Source organism: Citreimonas sp. (assembly GCF_042096055.1).
GTDB lineage: Bacteria > Pseudomonadota > Alphaproteobacteria > Rhodobacterales > Rhodobacteraceae > Citreimonas.
In genome coordinates, this window is the sequence record NZ_JBELMH010000025.1 from 4,789 (window position 1) to 22,368 (window position 17,580).

19 protein-coding genes are annotated in these 17,580 nt (G+C 69.7%); 10 read left to right on the forward strand and 9 right to left on the reverse strand.

Translation table 11 applies throughout. From position 1 onward, the window contains the following. Positions 1–772: L-threonylcarbamoyladenylate synthase (locus ACFDTC_RS07655; protein ID WP_375258289.1), on the reverse strand; the 772-nt coding region annotated here is incomplete at its 3' end. Positions 773–893: 121 nt separating this feature from the next. On the opposite strand from ACFDTC_RS07655, the gene ACFDTC_RS07660 reads away from it, so the two are divergent. The 4 genes from ACFDTC_RS07660 to ACFDTC_RS07675 all read left to right on the forward strand — a co-directional run bounded on the left by ACFDTC_RS07660 (position 894) and on the right by ACFDTC_RS07675 (position 4,505). Then, positions 894–2,594 (forward strand): acyl-CoA dehydrogenase, encoded by a 1,701-nt coding sequence (locus ACFDTC_RS07660; protein WP_375258290.1) that lies wholly within the window; start codon positions 894–896, stop codon positions 2,592–2,594. Further along, complete coding sequence (locus ACFDTC_RS07665) at positions 2,594–3,634, forward strand: MBL fold metallo-hydrolase (protein WP_375258291.1); 1,041 nt, start codon at positions 2,594–2,596, stop codon at positions 3,632–3,634. Before ACFDTC_RS07660 ends, ACFDTC_RS07665 begins: the two co-directional genes overlap by 1 nt. 90 nt (positions 3,635–3,724) lie before the next feature. Continuing rightward, complete coding sequence (locus ACFDTC_RS07670; RefSeq protein ID WP_375258292.1) at positions 3,725–3,859, forward strand: aa3-type cytochrome c oxidase subunit IV; 135 nt, start codon at positions 3,725–3,727, stop codon at positions 3,857–3,859. A gap of 10 nt (positions 3,860–3,869) precedes the next feature. Continuing rightward, positions 3,870–4,505: a hypothetical protein gene (locus ACFDTC_RS07675; protein ID WP_375258293.1), complete on the forward strand. Its 636-nt coding sequence runs from the start codon at positions 3,870–3,872 to the stop codon at positions 4,503–4,505. Here the strand turns inward: ACFDTC_RS07675 and ACFDTC_RS07680 are convergent. Continuing rightward, complete coding sequence (locus tag ACFDTC_RS07680; protein ID WP_375258294.1) at positions 4,490–4,840, reverse strand: AzlD domain-containing protein; 351 nt, start codon at positions 4,838–4,840, stop codon at positions 4,490–4,492. The genes ACFDTC_RS07675 and ACFDTC_RS07680 overlap by 16 nt on opposite strands. Beyond that, positions 4,837–5,541 (reverse strand): AzlC family ABC transporter permease, encoded by a 705-nt coding sequence (locus ACFDTC_RS07685; RefSeq protein ID WP_375258295.1) that lies wholly within the window; start codon positions 5,539–5,541, stop codon positions 4,837–4,839. Before ACFDTC_RS07685 ends, ACFDTC_RS07680 begins: the two co-directional genes overlap by 4 nt. 118 nt (positions 5,542–5,659) lie before the next feature. Between ACFDTC_RS07685 and ACFDTC_RS07690 the strand changes: the two genes are divergently transcribed. Beyond that, positions 5,660–6,124, forward strand: a complete 465-nt coding sequence (locus tag ACFDTC_RS07690; protein WP_375258296.1) for an NTP transferase domain-containing protein — start codon at positions 5,660–5,662, stop codon at positions 6,122–6,124. Positions 6,125–6,126: 2 nt separating this feature from the next. Here the strand turns inward: ACFDTC_RS07690 and ACFDTC_RS07695 are convergent, their stop codons facing one another. Both ACFDTC_RS07695 and greA read right to left on the reverse strand, forming a co-directional pair. Next, on the reverse strand, positions 6,127–7,146 hold the full coding sequence (locus tag ACFDTC_RS07695) for a hypothetical protein (protein ID WP_375258297.1): 1,020 nt from the start codon (positions 7,144–7,146) through the stop codon (positions 6,127–6,129). 7 nt (positions 7,147–7,153) lie between these two features. Then, positions 7,154–7,624, reverse strand: coding sequence for a transcription elongation factor GreA (greA, locus tag ACFDTC_RS07700; protein ID WP_375258298.1), 471 nt, complete (start codon positions 7,622–7,624; stop codon positions 7,154–7,156). A gap of 256 nt (positions 7,625–7,880) precedes the next feature. Between greA and ACFDTC_RS07705 the strand changes: the two genes are divergently transcribed. The 3 genes from ACFDTC_RS07705 (at position 7,881) to ACFDTC_RS07715 (ending at position 12,163) form a co-directional block, all read left to right on the forward strand. Further along, a complete protein-coding gene (locus ACFDTC_RS07705) occupies positions 7,881–9,530 on the forward strand; it encodes an electron transfer flavoprotein-ubiquinone oxidoreductase (RefSeq protein ID WP_375258299.1) in 1,650 nt (549 codons plus the stop codon). 85 nt (positions 9,531–9,615) lie between these two features. Further along, positions 9,616–11,364, forward strand: coding sequence for a tetratricopeptide repeat protein (locus ACFDTC_RS07710; protein WP_375258300.1), 1,749 nt, complete (start codon positions 9,616–9,618; stop codon positions 11,362–11,364). After that, a complete protein-coding gene (locus ACFDTC_RS07715) occupies positions 11,354–12,163 on the forward strand; it encodes a 4-(cytidine 5'-diphospho)-2-C-methyl-D-erythritol kinase (RefSeq protein WP_375258301.1) in 810 nt (269 codons plus the stop codon). Before ACFDTC_RS07710 ends, ACFDTC_RS07715 begins: the two co-directional genes overlap by 11 nt. A 91-nt stretch (positions 12,164–12,254) precedes the next feature. Here the strand turns inward: ACFDTC_RS07715 and ACFDTC_RS07720 are convergent, their stop codons facing one another. Further along, positions 12,255–13,304: a YihY/virulence factor BrkB family protein gene (locus ACFDTC_RS07720; RefSeq protein WP_375258302.1), complete on the reverse strand. Its 1,050-nt coding sequence runs from the start codon at positions 13,302–13,304 to the stop codon at positions 12,255–12,257. Between the two features lie 166 nt (positions 13,305–13,470). Between ACFDTC_RS07720 and ACFDTC_RS07725 the strand changes: the two genes are divergently transcribed. Both ACFDTC_RS07725 and ACFDTC_RS07730 read left to right on the forward strand, forming a co-directional pair. Further along, positions 13,471–13,728, forward strand: a complete 258-nt coding sequence (locus ACFDTC_RS07725) for a hypothetical protein (RefSeq protein WP_375258303.1) — start codon at positions 13,471–13,473, stop codon at positions 13,726–13,728. Between the two features lie 105 nt (positions 13,729–13,833). Further along, positions 13,834–14,424, forward strand: a complete 591-nt coding sequence (locus ACFDTC_RS07730; RefSeq protein WP_375258304.1) for a hypothetical protein — start codon at positions 13,834–13,836, stop codon at positions 14,422–14,424. A gap of 60 nt (positions 14,425–14,484) precedes the next feature. On the opposite strand, the gene ACFDTC_RS07735 is transcribed toward ACFDTC_RS07730, so the two are convergent. The 3 genes from ACFDTC_RS07735 to ACFDTC_RS07745 all read right to left on the reverse strand — a co-directional run bounded on the left by ACFDTC_RS07735 (position 14,485) and on the right by ACFDTC_RS07745 (position 17,534). Further along, entirely contained in the window at positions 14,485–15,810 is a 1,326-nt protein-coding gene (locus ACFDTC_RS07735) for a TRAP transporter large permease (protein WP_375258305.1), read from the reverse strand. Continuing rightward, positions 15,807–16,382, reverse strand: a complete 576-nt coding sequence (locus ACFDTC_RS07740; RefSeq protein ID WP_375258306.1) for a TRAP transporter small permease subunit — start codon at positions 16,380–16,382, stop codon at positions 15,807–15,809. Before ACFDTC_RS07740 ends, ACFDTC_RS07735 begins: the two co-directional genes overlap by 4 nt. A gap of 96 nt (positions 16,383–16,478) precedes the next feature. Next, entirely contained in the window at positions 16,479–17,534 is a 1,056-nt protein-coding gene (locus ACFDTC_RS07745) for a C4-dicarboxylate TRAP transporter substrate-binding protein (protein WP_375258307.1), read from the reverse strand. Positions 17,535–17,580: the final 46 nt, after the last annotated feature.

Consider the following 17,580-nt stretch of genomic DNA (forward strand, 5'->3'; position numbering starts at 1 on the left):
CGCTCTCGACCTCGCCGAAGCCCAGCCGCGCCTCGCCCGCGTTCCAGTCGGCGGCGTTCAGGCGCACCCGCGCGCCGGGCGCGTAGTGCGAGCGCAGCTGCCCGGGGGCCGAGATCGACTCGCCCTTGCGCGCGGCTGGGCGGCGGCCCAGCACCTGAGCAAGCGCATCCTCGGTGATCCCGCCGGGGCGCAGCAGCGTCGGCCGGCCGGCGAGGCCGAGGATCGTCGATTCAACGCCCACGGCGCAGCGGCCGCCGTCCAGCACCGCCGCCACCTTTCGGCCCAGCCCCCGCACGACGTGCTCGGCCGATGTCGGGCTCATCTTGCCGGACGGGTTGGCCGAGGGCGCCGCGACCGGGCATCCGGCCGCGCGCAGCAGGTCGCGCGCCACCGGGGCCGCGGGAATGCGCACCGCCAGCGTGTCCAGTCCGGCCGTCGCCAGCTTGGAGATCCGCGCCTCGGGGCGCATCGGCAGGACCAGCGTCAGCGGGCCGGGCCAGAACGCCTCGGCCACCGCCTGGGCGAGGTCTGTCCACTGCACCAGCGCGCGGACCGCGTCGATGTCGGGCAGGTGCACGATCAGCGGGTTGAAGCGCGGCCGTCCCTTGGCGTCGAAGATCGACGCCACAGCCCGGTCGTTGCCGGCATCCGCGCCGAGGCCATAGACCGTCTCGGTCGGGAAGGCGACCAGCTGGCCGTCGCGCAGCATCCGGCCCGCCGTGGCAAGTCCTGCCTCGTCGGCGCTCAGGATCTGGGTGCAGGGTCCGGCCAAGGATGCGCTCCGGTTCTCGTGACGCCGCGTTTTGTTTGCAGGCGGGCGACGTCGCCATAGCATTGCGCTGCCACGCTTTGCTATCAATCCGGTCAAGTCTTGCCAAGACGATGGAGCCACCATGCCCTACCGCGCCCCGCTCGAGTCCTTTCAGCTGATCCTCGACCAGGTGGTCGGCTACGACGCCGTCGCCGCGACCGAGCGCTTCGCCGAGGCGGGCGCCGAGACCGTGCAGGCCGTCATGGCCGAGGCCGGGCGGTTGTGCGAGGACGTGCTCGCCCCCACCAACCGCCTCGGCGACCAGAACCCCGCGGTGCTCGAGAACGGCGTCGTGCGTACGCCCCCGGGCTTCGCGGAGGCCTACCGTGCCATCGCCGAGGGCGGCTGGGTCAGTTCGTCGGCCGATCCCGAGCATGGCGGCATGGGCCTGCCGATCACCCTGACGACGGCGGTGAACGAGATGATGTCCGCCGCCAACATGGCGCTGCAGACCGGCACGCTGATGACCCAGGGCCAGATCGAGGCGCTCGAGAACCACGCCAGCGACGCGATCAAGGACCTGTACCTGCCCAAGCTCATCTCGGGCGAATGGTCGGGCACGATGAACCTGACCGAGCCGCAGGCGGGCTCGGACGTCGGCGCGCTGACGACGAAGGCCGAGGACAACGGTGACGGCACCTACGCCATCACCGGGCAGAAGATCTACATCACCTGGGGCGACCACGACATGGCGGACAACGTCTGCCACCTCGTCTTGGCGCGCATCCCCGGCGCGCCCGCCGGCACCAAGGGCATCAGCCTGTTCCTGGTGCCGAAGTTTCTCCCCGACGACGCCGGAAACCCCGGCGAGCGCAACAGCCTGCGCGTCGTCAGCCTGGAAAAGAAGATGGGCACCCATGGCTGCCCCACTTGCGTGATGTCCTACGAGGGTGCGACCGGCTGGCTGGTGGGCGCCGAGCAGGGCGGCATCAAGGCGATGTTCACCATGATGAACAACGCGCGGCTGGGCGTCGGCGCGCAGGGTGTCGGCGTGGCCGAGGCCGCCACGCAGGCCGCCATCGCCTGGGCGGCCGAGCGCAAGCAGGGCAAGTCGCCCACCGGTACGATCGACGGCCACGCCGACGTGCGCCGGATGCTGGCCGAGATGCGGGCCGAGACGTTCACCGCCCGCTCGATCGCGCTGGCCTGCGCCGTGGCGATCGACATGCAGACCGCCACCGGCGACGCCGAATGGGCCGCGCGGGCGGCGCTTCTGACACCCATCGCCAAGGCCTTCGGCACCGACACCGGCATCGCGGTCAGCCAGCTGGGCATCCAGGTCCACGGCGGCATGGGCTACATCGAGGAGACGGGCGCCGCGCAGTTCCTGCGCGACGTGCGCGTCACCGCGATCTACGAGGGCACCAACGGCATCCAGGCGATGGACCTCGTGGGCCGCAAGCTGGCCGACGGGGGCGAGGCCGCCTTCGCCCTGCTGGACGAGATCGAGGAATGCGCCGAATCCGTGCGCCACGACCATCCCATGCTGGCCGAACCCGTCTGGCAGGCGGCCGAGACCCTGCGCGAGACGACCGAGGCGCTGGTCGCCCGCGACCCCGCCGACCGGCAGGCCGGCGCCGTGCCCTTCCTGCGCGCCTTCGCCCGCGTGCTCGGCGGCTACTTCCACCTCAAGGCCGCGATGGCGCGTCCCGCGGGCGCCGAGGCGCGGCTGGCCGCGTTCTACATCACGCGGCTGCTGCCCGAGCACACGGGCCTCTGCGCCCAGGCGCGCGCGAAGTCCGACACCGTCATGGCGCTGTCGCCCGAAGACCTCGCCGCGTGATGGACGCCGCCACCGCGCCCATCCGCTACCCTTGGGACAGCCCGCCCGCCGAGGGCGCGGCGGTCGAGGTCGCGGAGGGCGTGCTGTGGCTGCGCCTGCCGCTGCCGATGAAGCTGGACCACGTCAACGTCTACGCGCTGGACGACGGCGACAGCTGGACCTTGGTCGACACGGGCTTTTCCACCCGCCGCAGCCGCGCAATCTGGGAGGCCATCCTGTCGGGCCCGCTGGCGGGCAAACCCGTGGGCCGCGTGATTGTCACGCACCACCATCCCGACCACGTGGGCCTCGCCGGCTGGTTCCAGGCCGAGCACGGGGCCGAGCTGGTCACCACACGCACCGCGTGGCTCTTCGCGCGGATGCTGACGCTCGACGCGCAGGACCGCCCCGCGCCCGAGACGGTGGCCTTCTGGAAGCGTTGCGGCATGGACGCGGACATCCTCGCGCAGCGGCTGGACGAACGCCCCTTCAACTTCGCCGATTGCGTCTGGCCGATGCCGCTGGGCTTCACCCGCATCCGGCAGGGCGACACGATCCGCGCCGGTGGCCGCACATGGGACGTGCATATCGGCAACGGCCACGCCCCGGAACACGCCACGCTGTGGAGCCGCGACTGCAACCTCGTCCTCGCCGGCGACCAGATGCTGCCCTCGATCAGCTCGAACATCGGCGTCTACGCGACCGAGCCCGAGGCCGATCCGGTCGCCGACTGGCTGGAAGCCTGCGAGCGGCTGGCGACGCTGGCGCGCGACGACCAGCTGGTGCTGGGCGGGCACAAGCTGCCCTTCACCGGGCTGCCGGCGCGCATGGGTCAGCTGATCGACAACCACCACGGCGCGCTTTCGCGCCTGCACGCACATCTGATCGAGCCGCGCACCGCCGACGACTGCTTCGCCCCGCTGTTCAAGCGGCGCATCGGCGAGGGGGAATACGGCCTCGCCATGGTCGAATCCGCCGCGCACTGCCTGCATCTGTGGCACGAAGGCCGCGCCCGCCGGACCGAGCGCGACGACGGCGCGTGGCTGTTCGAGGCGGTCTGAGGCCGCGACAATTCTCCGCTATCGTCGGCGGTGACAGCGCGTGACAAATGCGCTAGCACGCGTCGACACGCAACGAACGGGATCACCGACATGGCCGACCACAAGCACGGTTCGATGGACATCACCCAGCATCAGAAGACCTTCGACGGGTTCATGCGCTACGTCGTGCGCACCGGCATCGTCATCGTCGTCGTGCTGATCCTCCTGGCGCTGTTCGGCGCCTGAGGCCGCGCGCGTGATCCGCATCCGGACGGCGCTGCGCCTCGTGGCGGCGGCGTGGCTGCTCGTCGGTCTCGGCGCCTGCGCCAACATCGACAGCGGTCCCAACCACTCGGTCGAGGAGGTGGCTCGCGCCGCCTATCGCCATGACGGCCCGCCCGAGCTGACGCTCTACACGATGGTGGACAACAACACCGGCAGCGGCGCGCATACCAGCCTGTTGATCAACGGCTCGCAACGGGTGATCTTCGATCCCTCGGGGTCCGTCGACATGAAGGCCGCGCCGGAAATCGACGACGTGCTCTACGGCATCACCCCGCAGGTGCGCGACAATTACGAAAGCGCGCACGCCCGCAACACCTACCGCGTGCGCATCCAGACGGTGTTCGTAAGCCCGCAGGTGGCCGAGCGCGCCATCCGCCTGGCCGAGGCGAACGGCCCCGTGGGCGCCACGCAATGCACCAGCGCCACCGCGAACATCCTGCGGCGGCTGCCCGGCTTCGAAAGCGTGGGCAGCACGTTGTTCCCGAACACGCTGGCCAACCGCTTCGCGCGCCTGCCGGGCGTGCAGGAACGCGTGCTGCGGGAAAACGATTCCGACGACAAGGCGCAGGCGCTCGCCGAGCTGGAAGCGCGTCAGCCGAACCAGTAGGCTCCGGCCACCAGCACCGCGCCGCCGGTCACCATCGCCGCCAGCACGTTCTTCGTCACGTAGGCCACGCCCAGCGTGACGAAGGCCGCAGACAGGCGCACCGGGTCCGGCTCGCCCCCAGTGGCGCGCGGCCACAGCACCAGCGGCGCGACGAGCGCGGGCAGCACCGACACGGCGGTGTAGCGCAGGTGCCGCAGCAGCCAGTCGGGCAGCGGCCGGTCGCCGATCAGCCCCAGGAAGACGAAGCGCATTCCGAACGATCCCGCGCCCAGCGCCAGGATCACGATCCACAGCGTCGCGGTGTCGATCCCGCTGTCCAGTCCCGTTCCGCTCATTCGAAATGCCCACGGCGTTCGGCCTCGGCGCCCGCCATCATGCCCAGAAGCGCCGACGCGATCAGGCCCAGGTTCCACGGCAGCCCGGCCAGCGACAGCGCCGCGACGATCGCCACCAGCGCCGCGATGCGGTGGGCGTTGGTGCGCAGCGCCGGGCCGATCATGGCGAGGAACGCGATCGGCAGCACGAAATCCAGCCCCATGTTCGTCGGGATCGATTCGCCCGCCCAGGCGCCCGCAAGCGTGGCGCCGTACCAGGGCAGGCAGACCGGCGTCAGCACGCCCAGGAAATAGCCCCACTTCTCGGTCAGGCTCTGGTTCGGGCGCTTCTCGTAGTCGATCACCGACGCGGCATAGGTCTGGTCGACCAGGAAATACGCGACCAAGATGCGCTTCCACAGCGGCAGGCGGCCCAGGTGCGGCGTGATCGAGGCCGAGTACATCGCCATCCGCAGGTTCACCGCCAGCGCCGAGGCCAGCACCACGATTACCGGCGCGTTGTCGGTCATCAGCTGCAGCGCTGTGAACTGCGCGGCACCGGCAATCACCACGACCGAGAAGGAAAGCGTCTCGAAGACGCTCAGCCCCGCCTCGGTCGCCAGCACGCCGAACAGCATGGCGAACGGGATGACGACCGCCAGGAACGGCAGCCCGTCGCGCACGCCCCGGGCGTAGCCGGTCTTCACTTCCTGTGATGCCATCTGTAGACCCGATCTAGCGCCCGGATTTGTCCCGAATTTCCACCCGGTGCGCGATCCGTAGGCCAGCGCGGGGGAAAGTGCAAATGTCCGTGATCGCCCGACGCGCCGGCATCCGCCGATGATCCCGCCCGCGGGTCTGGTGCTCGACGCGACCGACGGCTGCGACACGATCTGCGCCGCGTTCGCACCGCAGCTGAGCATCCTCGCGCTGCACGCGAACGCGCCGGTCGAAAGCGACCTTCCGGTGCTGCGCGATCTCTACCCCGAACGCCCCGGCCTGCTGGCGGGAATCCTCTCCGGGCTCGACTGGGCCGCTGCGCAGGGGTTCGAGCAACTGGTGACCTTCCCAGCCGACGCGTCCGTGCCGCCCGACCTCGTGGCGCGCCTGCAAGAGGCCGCGGCGCAGGCGGGGCCGGTGCCAGTCGTGGCCACGATGGGTGAGGATCGCATGCCGGCAATCGCGCTCTGGCCGGTCGTCCGCACCGAAAGCCTGCGTAGCGCGCTCGCGACCGGCCAGCGGGACGTATTGGCGCTGATGGATGCGCTGGAAGCGGTCGAGCTGCCCCTCGACGGCCCCTTGTAGGCCTAGTCGAAGGTCCCCGCGACCCGGCCCAGCAGCATGAAGGCCCGCGCCGTGCGCGTCGCGGCAAAGTCGTTGATCTCGGGATCGGTGGCCTGCGGTTCGAACGCGGCGAAGGTCTTGTCGAAGCGGCGCAGGAAGTGGTGTACCGCGTCGCGGAAGATCGGGTCCTGCTTCATCCGCCCCGCCGTCAGCGCCAGCGCAGCGCGGTCGTGCACGCCGCCCAGGGTCGCCACCTCGCGGCCCCGCGCGCCGTGGCCGAAGGCGCGCCAGGTTTCGGGGCGGGCGACGTCGGGGCGCAGGTCGTCCATGTAGATGCCGTCCTGGCTCAGCAGCGTCAGCACGTCCTGCGCCGCCTGGATCAGGTGCGCCGCCTGCCGGTCGCGCAGCGCGCGGCGCAGGGCGGCGAAGCCTTCGGCGTCCTCGGCGGTTTCGGGGAAATGCAGCGCGCGGATGAAGTCGGCATTCGACAGCTTGGGCTGCATCGCCTCGGGCGGGGTGCCCAGCGACAGCGCGGGCTGGTCGTCGGCCTCGGGGGCCACATCGACCACCGGCGCAAGCGCGGGTCCGGCCTCGGCGATATGGGCCGAGGCGAACAGCGTCAGCCGGGCGTCCATCGCCGCCTGCGCGCGGGCGATCTCGTCCAGCCGCTTGGCAAGCGCGGGGTTCAGCGCCTCGGACCGGCCGGATTGCTGCTGTGCCACGTAGGCTTGGCGCAGCGCGTCCACCGCGGCGCTCAGGCGCGCGCTTTCGGCACGGACCGCGCGCGCGCCGCGTGCCGCCAGCACCGCCACCCAGATCAGCGCCACCGGCAGGACGACGAGCATCATCCCCTGCACCAGCCCGATCAGCCCGGTCGCGCCGGTCCCGGCGGCCAGCACCACCCAGCCCGACAGCGCCACCCACAGGACCGAGCCGATCGCGCCGGCGATCTCGACCCCGGTGGCGCCCTGCGCCGGCGCGGGATCGTAGAGGCCGGGCGCACGGTCGCGGGACCGGTCGCCGTTCAGGGGCTGGTCGGACATGACGCGCCTACTTGTATTCGATCGTCAGGATCTCGTAGCTCTTGTCGCCGCCGGGCGTGCGCACCTCGACGCTGTCACCCTCGTCCTTGCCGATCAGCGCGCGGGCGATCGGCGACTTGACGTTCAGCCGGCCCTTGTCGATCGCGGCCTCGTATTCGCCCACGATCTGCCAGGTCTTCTCTTCGTCGGTGTCCTCGTCCACGACCGTGACGGTGGCGCCGAACTTGACCGGGCCGGACAGCTTCGTGGGGTCGATCACGTCCGCAAGGCTCAGCACGCCCTCGAGCTCCTTGATGCGGCCCTCGATGAATCCCTGCTTTTCGCGCGCGGAATGGTACTCGGCGTTCTCCTTGAGGTCGCCCAGCTCGCGCGCCTCGGCGATGGCCTGGATCACGGCGGGCCGCTCCACGGATTTCAGCTGCTTCAGTTCGGCTTCGAGCGCGGCGAAACCGGCACGCGTCATCGGCATCTTTTCCATCGGAGTCCGCTCCCGTCCTCGTCAAACGCACGAAACCCGCGGCCGGAAACCGGCGCGGATTGTTGTCCGAGACTGTTCACAAGGTTCGCAGGGTTGCAAGGGCACATGCGCGGCCGTGGCACGCTGCCGCCGTGCCGGGCAGGCCTGCGCGCGGCACGTCCGTGGCCGGGGCGTAACGCCGTGTCGCGATTGCCCCCCGGACGCGACCGCGCTACCTAAGCGTGAAACGATGGTCACAAACGCCGGGAGGCTGCGGATGAGCGCACCGACACGTGAATCGATGGAATACGACGTGGTGATCGTCGGCGGCGGCCCGGCGGGCCTGTCGGCGGCGATCCGGCTCAAGCAGCTGGACCCCGACCTGTCCGTCGTCCTGCTGGAGAAGGGCTCCGAGATCGGCGCGCATATCTTCTCGGGCGCGGTGCTGGATCCCTGCGGGCTGGATGCGCTGATCCCCGACTGGAAGGAAAAGGGCGCGCCGCTCAACGTGCCGGTCACCGACGACAGCTTCTACATGCTGGGCGAGGGCGGCAAGGTCCGCATCCCCAACTGGCCGATGCCGAAGCTGATGAACAACCACGGCAACTACGTGGTTTCGATGGGCAACGTCTGCCGCTGGATGGCCGAGCAGGCCGAGGCGCTGGGCGTCGAGGTCTTCGCCGGCATGTCGTGTTCCGAACTGGTCTATGACGGCGACCGCGTGAAGGGCGTCGTGGCGGGCGAGTTCGGCCGCAACCCCGACGGCACCGAGGGCCCGGGCTACGAGCCCGGGATGGAGCTGCACGGCAAGTACGTCATGCTGGGCGAAGGCGTGCGCGGCAGCCTCACGAAAGAGGTCATGGCCAAGTACGACCTTTCGAAGGGTTACGAGCCGCAGAAATTCGGCCTCGGCATGAAGGAATTGTGGGAGATCGACCCGGACAAGCACAAGCCCGGCAGCGTCACCCACACGATGGGCTGGCCGCTGGGCGGCAACGCCGGCGGCGGGTCGTTCATCTACCACCTCGACAACAACCAGGTCTACGTGGGCTTCGTGGTGCACCTGAACTACGAGAACCCGCACCTCTACCCGTACATGGAATTCCAGCGCTTCAAGCACCACCCGATGGTGGCCGAGCTGCTGAAGGGCGGCAAGCGCATCGCCTACGGCGCGCGCGCGATTTCGGAAGGCGGCTACCAGTCGATGCCGAAGATGGTTGCGCCAGGGGTCGCGATCCTCGGCTGCGGCGTGGGCATGGTCAACGTGCCGCGCATCAAGGGCAACCACAACGCGATGCTGTCGGGCAAGGCCGCGGCCGAGGCCGCGCATGCCGCGCTGAGCGCGGGCCGCGAGGGCGACGAGCTGAGCGACTACGAGACCGAGGTGCGTGGCGGCGCCATCGGCCAGGACCTCAAGAAGGTGCGCAACGTGAAGCCGCTGTGGTCCAAGTACGGCCTCACCGCCTCGCTGGCGCTGGGCGGCCTCGACATGTGGACCAACAGCCTGTTCGGCACCTCGTTCTTCGGCACGATGAAGCACGGCAAGTCGGATGCTGAATCGACCGGCAAGGCCAAGGACCACAAGAAGATTGACTACCCCAAGCCCGACGGCACGCTGTCCTTCGACCGCCTGACCAACGTCAGCTATTCCTTCACCAACCACGAGGAAAGCCAGCCGGCGCACCTGAAGCTCAAGGATGCCGACATTCCCGTGACGGTGAACCTGCCGGAATACGCCGGCCCCTCTGCGCGCTACTGCCCCGCCGGCGTCTACGAGTTCGTCACCGAAGAGGGCAAGGACCCGCGCTTCGTCATCAACTTCCAGAACTGCGTCCATTGCAAGACCTGCGACATCAAGGATCCGCGCCAGAACATCGTCTGGACGGTGCCGCAGGGCGGCGACGGGCCGAACTACCCGAACATGTGACCGGCGCGTGCGGCTTGGCGCGATTGTCAAGCCGCGGCCGTGCGCCTACGATCGGGCCCGCGACACCAAGCGCAGGAGGACACGCGTGCCAAGCATCAGACAGACGATAGGGGCCGCCCTGCTGGCGCTGGGTGCGTTCGGTCCGGCGGGCGCCTCGGCGGCCGGGCTGGCGGGGGATTACCTCGCCGCGCGGCAGGCCAGCTTCACCGGCGATTTCGCGGCCGCCGCGGAATATTACGGCCGCGCGGTCGAGAACGACCCGTCGAACGCGTCGCTGCTGGAACGCGCCGTGCTGGCCAACGTCTCGCTCGGCCGGTTCGAGGAAGCCTCGGCGCTGGCCGACCAGCTCAGCGAACAGGGCGGAAACAGCCAGCTCGCGCAGATGGCGCAGGTCGCGCGCGACGCCCAGTCCGAGAATTACAGCGCCGTGCTGATGGCCATCGACGAGGATCGCGGCCTTGGCCCGCTGGCCGACGGCCTGATCGCGGCCTGGGCGCAGCTGGGGCAGGGCGACATGTCCGCCGCGCTGGTGGCCTTCGACGAGGTCTCGGCGCAGCAGGGCCTGTCGGCCTTCGCGGGCTACCACAAGGCGCTGGCGCTGGCCTCGGTTGGCGACTTCGACAGCGCCGAGGCGATCTTCGGCGCCGGCGGCGCGGGCGGCATGGCCAACACCCGCCGCGGGATCATGGCGCGGGTCGAGATCCTGTCGCAGCTCGACCGCTTCGACCAGGCGCTGACCCTGATCGACGAGACCTTCTCGGGCGATCTCGACCCCGCGCTGGTCGCCATGCGCGAGACCGTCGCCGCCAAGGAGAAGATCCCCTTCACGCATGTCCGCTCGGCCCGCGACGGCATGGCCGAGGTGTTCTACACCCTCGCCGGCGCGCTGGCGGGCGAGCAGAACGCCGACCTCACGCTGATCTACGCCCGCATCGCGACCTACCTGCGCGCCGACCACGTCGACGCCATGCTGCTGGCCGCCGAACTGCTGGAAAGCCTCGGCCAGTACGACCTGGCCATCGAGACCTATTCGGGCGTGCCCAGCGACAACGCCGTCTACCACGCCGCCGAGATCGGCCGCGCCGAGGCGCTGCGCCGCAAGGGCGACACCGACGCCGCGATCGCCGTGCTCGACCGGCTGCGCGAAAGCCACGACGATATGGCCGTGGTGCACTCGACGCTGGCCGATTTCTACCGCGAGCAGGAGCGTTACGCCGACGCGACCGAGGCCTACACCGCCGCGCTCGACCGCACCGACGAGGTCGGCGAACGCCAGTGGTTCCTGTTCTACGCCCGCGGCATTGCGCACGAGCGTCAGGACATGTGGGAGCAGGCCGAGGCCGACTTCCGCCGCGCGCTCGAACTGAACCCCGAGCAGCCGCAGGTGCTGAACTACCTCGGCTACTCACTGGTCGAGAAGCAGCAGAAGCTCGACGAGGCGTTGGACATGATCGAACGCGCCGTCGCCGCGCGGCCCGACAGCGGCTACATCGTCGACAGCCTGGGCTGGGTGCTCTACCGCCTCGGCCGCTACGACGAGGCCGTCGGTCACATGGAGCGCGCGGCCGAGCTGATGCCGGTCGACCCCGTGGTCAACGACCATCTCGGCGACGTCTACTGGGCCGTCGGGCGCGAGCTCGAGGCCGAGTTCCAGTGGAAACGCGCGCTGTCCTTCGTCGACTGGGAGGACGCCGCCGAAGAGGTCGACGCCGAGCGCATCCGCCGCAAGCTCGAGGTCGGGCTCGACCAGGTGCTGGTCGAGGAGGGCGCGCCGCCGCTGCGCATGGCCGGCGATGCCGGCGCCGAGGACGCGACGGGCGGGGATGCCAACTGAGGCCTTCGCGCCGGCCAAGGTCAACCTGGCGCTGCACGTCACCGGCAAGCGACCGGACGGCTACCACCTGCTCGATTCGCTGGTAGTCTTCGCCGATATCGGCGACCGGATCTCGCTGGAGCCCGCCGCGGCGACCAGCCTTGCCGTCACCGGCCCCCGCGCGCGGGGCGTGCCCGCCGATGCGCGCAACCTCGTCTGGCGCGCGGCCGAGATGCACGGCACGCCGGTCGCCATCACGCTCGACAAGCACCTGCCCGCCGCGGCCGGAATCGGCGGCGGGTCGTCCGACGCCGCTGCCACGCTGCGCGCGCTGCACGCTCTGACCGGCCGCGCGCCGGCCGGCGATCCGCTGAGCCTCGGCGCCGACGTGCCGGTCTGCCTGCACGCGGGTGCGGCACGCATGCGCGGCATCGGCGAGATCGTCGAGCCGCTCGAGGTACCGCCGCTGGCCGCCGTTCTGGTCAATCCCGGCGTCGAGGTGCCGACCGGCCCCGTCTTCGCCGCACTCGCCGCAACCGACACCGCGCCCATGACCGACCCGCCGCAGGGCGCCGGTCCGGTCGCGTTCCTCGCCTGGCTCGCGCGCCAGCGCAACGACCTGCAGGCACCCGCGCTGACGCTGCAACCGGCCATAGCGCGGGTACTCGAGGCGCTGTCGGACGCCACCCTCGCGCGGATGTCCGGCTCGGGCGCCACATGCTTCGGTCTCTATCCCGACCGCGCCGCCGCCGCGCGCGCCGCCCGGCGCATCGCAGAGAAGCACCCCGACTGGTGGACCGCCGCCTGCACCCTGCGCTAGCGCTTCTTTGGTCCTCAAATATCCCGGGGGTGAATTGCGCCGCAGGAGCAAGAGGGGGCAGAGTCCCCATTCTTGACGCCCCGCGGAACGGTCACGGCTTCCGCCCCAGCGTGTCCGCCATCCGCGCGTCGCGCTGCCCCATCGGCCGGACTCGCCCCCGCGTGGTGTCGCGGGCCGACTGGTGCTCCATCTCGGCGTTCAGAAGCGCGCCCAGGATCACCACGAAGGCCGTCAGCCAGATATACAGCAACAGCGTCACCACGCCCGCCAGCGCGCCGTACATGGGCTGGTAGTCCGCGATGTTGCGCACGAAGGCGAAGAACAGCCACGACCCGCCGAGCCAAAGCGCGGTGCCCATCAGCGCCCCGGGCGTGACCCAGCTCCACCGCGGCGGACGGCGGGCCGGCGCATAACGGTAGATCAGGCCCAGCGCGACCATCGACAGCAGCGCCAGCAGCGGCCAGCGCACGACGGTCACGATGGTGTCGGACCGGCCGGCTAGACGCAGGGCCTCGGCCAGCGGCGGGATCACCAGCGCGACAGCGATCGTGAACAACGTCAGCACCGCCAGCATCCCGGTCAGCCACAACGAGACGATGTTGCGCACGATGATGTTGCGGGTCTCGGCCTCGGCATGCGCCATGTTGATGCCGCTGACCAGGTTGTCGATGCCGCGTGACGCCCAGAAAAGCGAAAAGCCGAAGCTGATCAGCGCCGTCGTGGTCGCGCGCCCCGTCGCCTGCCCGGCCAGCGCGGCGGCCTGATCGCTCACCACGGCCAGCGCCTCGGGCGGAACGACGCCGGCGAGGCCGTCGATCTGGCGGACCACGATCTCGGGCTCGAAGATCACGCCCGCCAGCGAGGCCAGAAGCGCGATCGCCGGAAACAGCGCCAGCATGCCGAAGAAGGCCACGCCGGCGGCCAGCAGCGGGAACAGGTCGGGTCCGATCCGGCGGAGGGCGCGCAGCGCAATGTCGCGCCAGCCCGCAAGCTGGATGCCGTAGGGCCGCCACGCCTGCCGGCCGCGCCCGACCTCGTGCAGCGCGTCGTCCGTGCCGGCCGGGGCGGCAGGGTGGTCACCTTCCGGATGGGGCTCGGTCCCCTCGCCGGGGCCCGGTCCCTCGCCGGGTCTGTCGCGCATCTCGGGCCTCGTTGCCTGAACCGTGCAGAAGACTAACGCGGCATGGCGCGCTTCGATCCGTCGCAAGGGCCCCCGGGAACCGGCCAAGGCCGCGCCGGATTGACCCCGGAAACGGCCGCGACCCCGCCTGCGGCATCGTCCGGCCCAGGCTCCAGAGGAAAGACACATGGCGATCCTGACGACGATCCTCGACGCGCTCGGCCTCGTCACCGCGGCTGCGGCGGCGTGGTTCTGGTACCTTTCCGGCAACCGCAGGTTGCGCCGCGTCTCGCGTTACGAGGAACTGGACTATGCCGATCTGAACCGCATCGTGACCGCCTTCAACCGCGCCTCGATCCTCAACCGGCAGGCCGCCAAGGCGGCCGCGGCCTCGGCCGGGGCGCTGGCGCTGCGCTTCGCGGTCGACCTCGCGGCAAGTTTCTGATCACGCCCCGCACCGCTCGGAACATTCCCCGGCGCTTGCTGTTTTCGGGGTCAGAGCGGCGGCGTTCGCCGCTTGAGCAAACTGGTCAACGAAGAGGAGAGGATCATGGCATTCGCCAAACTTCACACCCTTAAGACCGCACTTTTCGCGTCGGCGCTGGCACTGCCCGCCGCGGTGCACGCACAGGACAGCTGGTCCAACACCGAGTGGGACAGCGACGGCAACATGGAGATGTCCGAGGAGGAGTTCCGCACCGGCTTCACCACGACGGGCACGTTCGACGCCTGGGACAGCGACGACCAGGCCGGTCTGAGCGAAGGTGAGTTCTCCACCGGCGTATTCGCCGACTGGGACACCGACAACGATCTGCAGATCACCGAAGAGGAATACACCGCCGGCGCCGAGCGCTGGTACGGTGCCGATTACGCCACGCCCTACGCGGATTACGACACCGACGGGTCGGGCTATATCGACCGGACCGAGTTCGGCTCGGCCTGGGACAGCGACTACTACACCGAGTGGGACTCGGACGGTGACTCGCTGATCTCCGAGGACGAGTACACCACCGGCCTCTACGACACCGTGGACCTGAACGACGACACGGTCATCACGGTCGAGGAAGAAGGCTGGTTCGAGGGCTGGTTCGACGGTGACGACCTCGAGGCAGAAATCCAGGAAGTCGGCGCCGTCAACTGATCGCCGCCCGCTTTCGCACGCTCGGCCCCGCACCGGCAGCCCGGTGCGGGGCCTTTCACGTCACAGGAAGGCGGTTGCGATGGACGGCACCCACGTGACCAGCAGCAGCACGCCCAGCATCACCGCGATGAACGGCAGCGTCGCGAGGAAGATCGCCTCGACCGACGTGTTGGGATCGTTCAGCGTGTTGTGCACCGTGAAGACCGAGATCCCGAAGGGCGGCGTCAGCAGCCCGATCTCGACCGCGATCACGGTGATGATGCCGAAATGGCTCAGGTCGATGCCCATGCCGGACGCGATGGGGGCGGCGATCGGCACCATGATCAGCAGGATCGACGTGGAATCGAGGATCATCCCCATCAGCAGCACGATACCCGCGTAGAACAGGATGAACCCGATCGGGCCGAACCCCGAATCCGTCACCAGGTCGGCGATGGCGTTGGGCAGCCCGGCGATCGACAGCATCCGCGAATAGTAGCTCGCCGCCACCAGCAGCAGCAGGATCGAGACCGAGATCACGCCCGTCTGCTTCATCACCTGCCACAGCTTGCGCCGGTCCAGGCTGCGCCGCGCCAGCGCCAGCATCAGCGCGCCGAAGGCGCCGACGCCGCCGGCCTCGGTCGGGGTGAAGAACCCGCTGTAGAGCCCGCCCAGCACCAGGATCACCAGCAGCACGATGGGCAGCAGCTTGGCCGCCATCTCGCGCGCGCCCATGTCCGTGCCGCCCTCGAGGCGTCTTGCCCGCGCGGCCTGCGGATCGGTGAAGACGAAGCCGGGGGCGATCAGCGTCAGCGCCATCAGCATCACCACGAAGCCGCCCGCCAGCAGCAGGCCGGGTATGATGCCCGCGATGAACATGCCGCCGATCGAGACCTCGGCCAGCACGCCGTAGATGATCAGCAGCAGCGACGGCGGGATCAGCATGCCCAGCACCGACGAGCCCGCCACCGTGCCCGACGCGAAGGACGCGCGGTAGCCGTGGCGCTCCATCTCGGGGACCGCGATGCGCGTGAACACCGCGGCCGAGGCGATGGACACGCCTGTCACCGCCGCGAAGATCGTGTTGGCCGCCACCGTGGCCACGCCCAGGCCGCACAGCACGCGCCGCAGCAGCGCCTCGGCCACCTCGAACGTGTCGCGGCCCACGTTGGACACGCTGACCAGCAGCCCCATCAGCACGAACAGCGGGATCGTCGCGAACAGGTAGTCCGAGATGCCGCTGTAAGCCGTCAGTTCCAGCATCCGCAGCGACAGGTCCAGGCTGTCGCGGATCAGCCAGATGCCGAGAAAGCCCACGCCGAACAGCGCGTAGGCGATCTGCATCCCCAGGATGACGAGCAGCACCAGCAGCCCGATCAGCAGGAAACCCAGCGCGAGTGAGGTCATGTGGCGTCGCTTTCGGGCAGGGGCGTGCGGTTGATCGCGCGGTAGAGCGCGGCGAGCGCGGCCAGCACCGCGCCGCCGACGATGATCGCGCGGAACGGGAAGGTCGGGATGGTGAAGACGCCCTGCACGCCGAAGAACTCTCCGGTGGCCCAGGCATTCGTGGTCTTGCCCCACGAGCTCAGCGCGATCAGCGCGAACACCGTGGCGCCGACCAGGCAGAAGACGCTTTCGATGACGCCCGCCACGCCGCGCCGGACCCGCGCGATGCGCCGGAACAGGAAGTCGGCACGCGTCAGCCGGCCCTGCATGATCGCCGCAGCGGTCTGCAGGAAGACGATCGCCACCACCGAGTGGCCGGCGATCTCGGCCACGCCGGTGATCGGTGCATTGAACAGGTTGCGCCCCAGCACGTCGGCGACGATCAGCAGCATCAGCACGCCGATCCAGACGGTGCCGATCGACGACAGGATCGCCGTGATCGTGCCCAGCACCGCGCCCACCGGCGCCTCGGCGAAGGGCGGGATGTTCTCGCTCTCGGCGCGCTGGTTTTCCTGGATGTCGGTGTCGGTCATGGCCTGCCTTCCGGGGCGATCATGCCCGGGCCGCGACGGCCCGGGCAAGCGTTGGCTTCAGCGCCGCGCGCGCGGCGCGGTCGGTCCCTTTGTGGCTCAGCGGCCTTCGTCCCAGGCGCGCAGCGGCTCGGCGCCGCGCTCGCGCAGGGCGTCGAAATAGGCGCTGAGCACGCGGTTGCCGGCCTCGCCCGTCTGGTCCAGCCAGGGCTGCACGATGTCGGGCAGGTTCTCGACCCACTTCATCTTTTCCTCTTCCGGCAGATCGCGGACGGTCAGGCCCTCGGCCTGCATCTCTTCCATCGCGCGGGCGGCCAGGTCGGCGACGTAGTCGCCATGCGCCTCGGACGTGGCCGCGGCCGCCTGCTGCATGGCCTCCTGCACCGGCTCGGGCAGCCCGTCGTAGAAGTCCTTGTTCGCCGCGATCGAGCCGAAATACATCGAGCCGATGCCGACTCGGGTCAGTTCCGGTGCGACCTCGTAGACGCGGGTGGGCAGGATGCCGGACGCGAAGGACAGGGTGCCCTCGGTCACGCCGGTCTGGATGTTGGTGTAGTAGGTGGTCAGCGCGCCGTCGACCGGTGTCGCGCCCGTGCCCTGCAGCCAGTTGGCCGAGGTCCCCGGCGCGTTGATCCGGCGGTTCTGCAGGTCTTCCATCGTCTCGACCGGGAAGGTCGCGTAGACGTCGTAGACGTCGGTGATCAGCGACGACAGCGGCACCATGTTGTTGTCCGCCCAGCTTTGCGCCAGGTCTTCCTGGTTCACGTTCAGGTCGTCGAAGATCTCGATCAGCATCCGGTGGTCGGGCGTGGCGAAGGGCGTGAAGTAGGTCACGTTCTGCAGCGGCATGGTCGAGCCTTCCCAGACCGTGCCGACCATGCCGATGTCGACGATGCCGTCCTGCACCGCCTCGCGGGTGTCGGTGAACTTGTAGAGCGTGCCGGCATAGGCCTCGTTCCAGTTCACCTCGTATTCGCCGCCGGCCTCTTCGAGGATGCGGTTCACCTCGGGCTGGAAGGTGTTCTTCATCGCGTAGACCCAGATGTTCTGTTCCGGGTGCGACGAGCCGATGTTGACGGTGATCGTCTGCTGCGCGGCTGCGGCGGAGGCGACAATGGTCGCTGCGGCCGCAAGGGCGAAGGTCGTGTGCTTCATTCTGTCCTCCCTGACATCGGGCGCGGGATCGTCGCGGCGCCCGTCG

Coding starts and splice junctions, on each gene's coding strand:
- ACFDTC_RS07660 (WP_375258290.1), top strand. CDS start 894: ATGCCCTACCGCGCCCCGCTCGAGTCCTTTCAGCTGATCCTCGACCAG.
- ACFDTC_RS07665 (WP_375258291.1), top strand. CDS start 2,594: ATGGACGCCGCCACCGCGCCCATCCGCTACCCTTGGGACAGCCCGCCC.
- ACFDTC_RS07670 (WP_375258292.1), top strand. CDS start 3,725: ATGGCCGACCACAAGCACGGTTCGATGGACATCACCCAGCATCAGAAG.
- ACFDTC_RS07680 (WP_375258294.1), bottom strand. CDS start 4,840: ATGAGCGGAACGGGACTGGACAGCGGGATCGACACCGCGACGCTGTGG.
- ACFDTC_RS07685 (WP_375258295.1), bottom strand. CDS start 5,541: ATGGCATCACAGGAAGTGAAGACCGGCTACGCCCGGGGCGTGCGCGAC.
- ACFDTC_RS07690 (WP_375258296.1), top strand. CDS start 5,660: ATGATCCCGCCCGCGGGTCTGGTGCTCGACGCGACCGACGGCTGCGAC.
- ACFDTC_RS07695 (WP_375258297.1), bottom strand. CDS start 7,146: ATGTCCGACCAGCCCCTGAACGGCGACCGGTCCCGCGACCGTGCGCCC.
- greA (WP_375258298.1), bottom strand. CDS start 7,624: ATGGAAAAGATGCCGATGACGCGTGCCGGTTTCGCCGCGCTCGAAGCC.
- ACFDTC_RS07705 (WP_375258299.1), top strand. CDS start 7,881: ATGAGCGCACCGACACGTGAATCGATGGAATACGACGTGGTGATCGTC.
- ACFDTC_RS07715 (WP_375258301.1), top strand. CDS start 11,354: ATGCCAACTGAGGCCTTCGCGCCGGCCAAGGTCAACCTGGCGCTGCAC.
- ACFDTC_RS07720 (WP_375258302.1), bottom strand. CDS start 13,304: ATGCGCGACAGACCCGGCGAGGGACCGGGCCCCGGCGAGGGGACCGAG.
- ACFDTC_RS07725 (WP_375258303.1), top strand. CDS start 13,471: ATGGCGATCCTGACGACGATCCTCGACGCGCTCGGCCTCGTCACCGCG.
- ACFDTC_RS07730 (WP_375258304.1), top strand. CDS start 13,834: ATGGCATTCGCCAAACTTCACACCCTTAAGACCGCACTTTTCGCGTCG.
- ACFDTC_RS07735 (WP_375258305.1), bottom strand. CDS start 15,810: ATGACCTCACTCGCGCTGGGTTTCCTGCTGATCGGGCTGCTGGTGCTG.
- ACFDTC_RS07740 (WP_375258306.1), bottom strand. CDS start 16,382: ATGACCGACACCGACATCCAGGAAAACCAGCGCGCCGAGAGCGAGAAC.
- ACFDTC_RS07745 (WP_375258307.1), bottom strand. CDS start 17,534: ATGAAGCACACGACCTTCGCCCTTGCGGCCGCAGCGACCATTGTCGCC.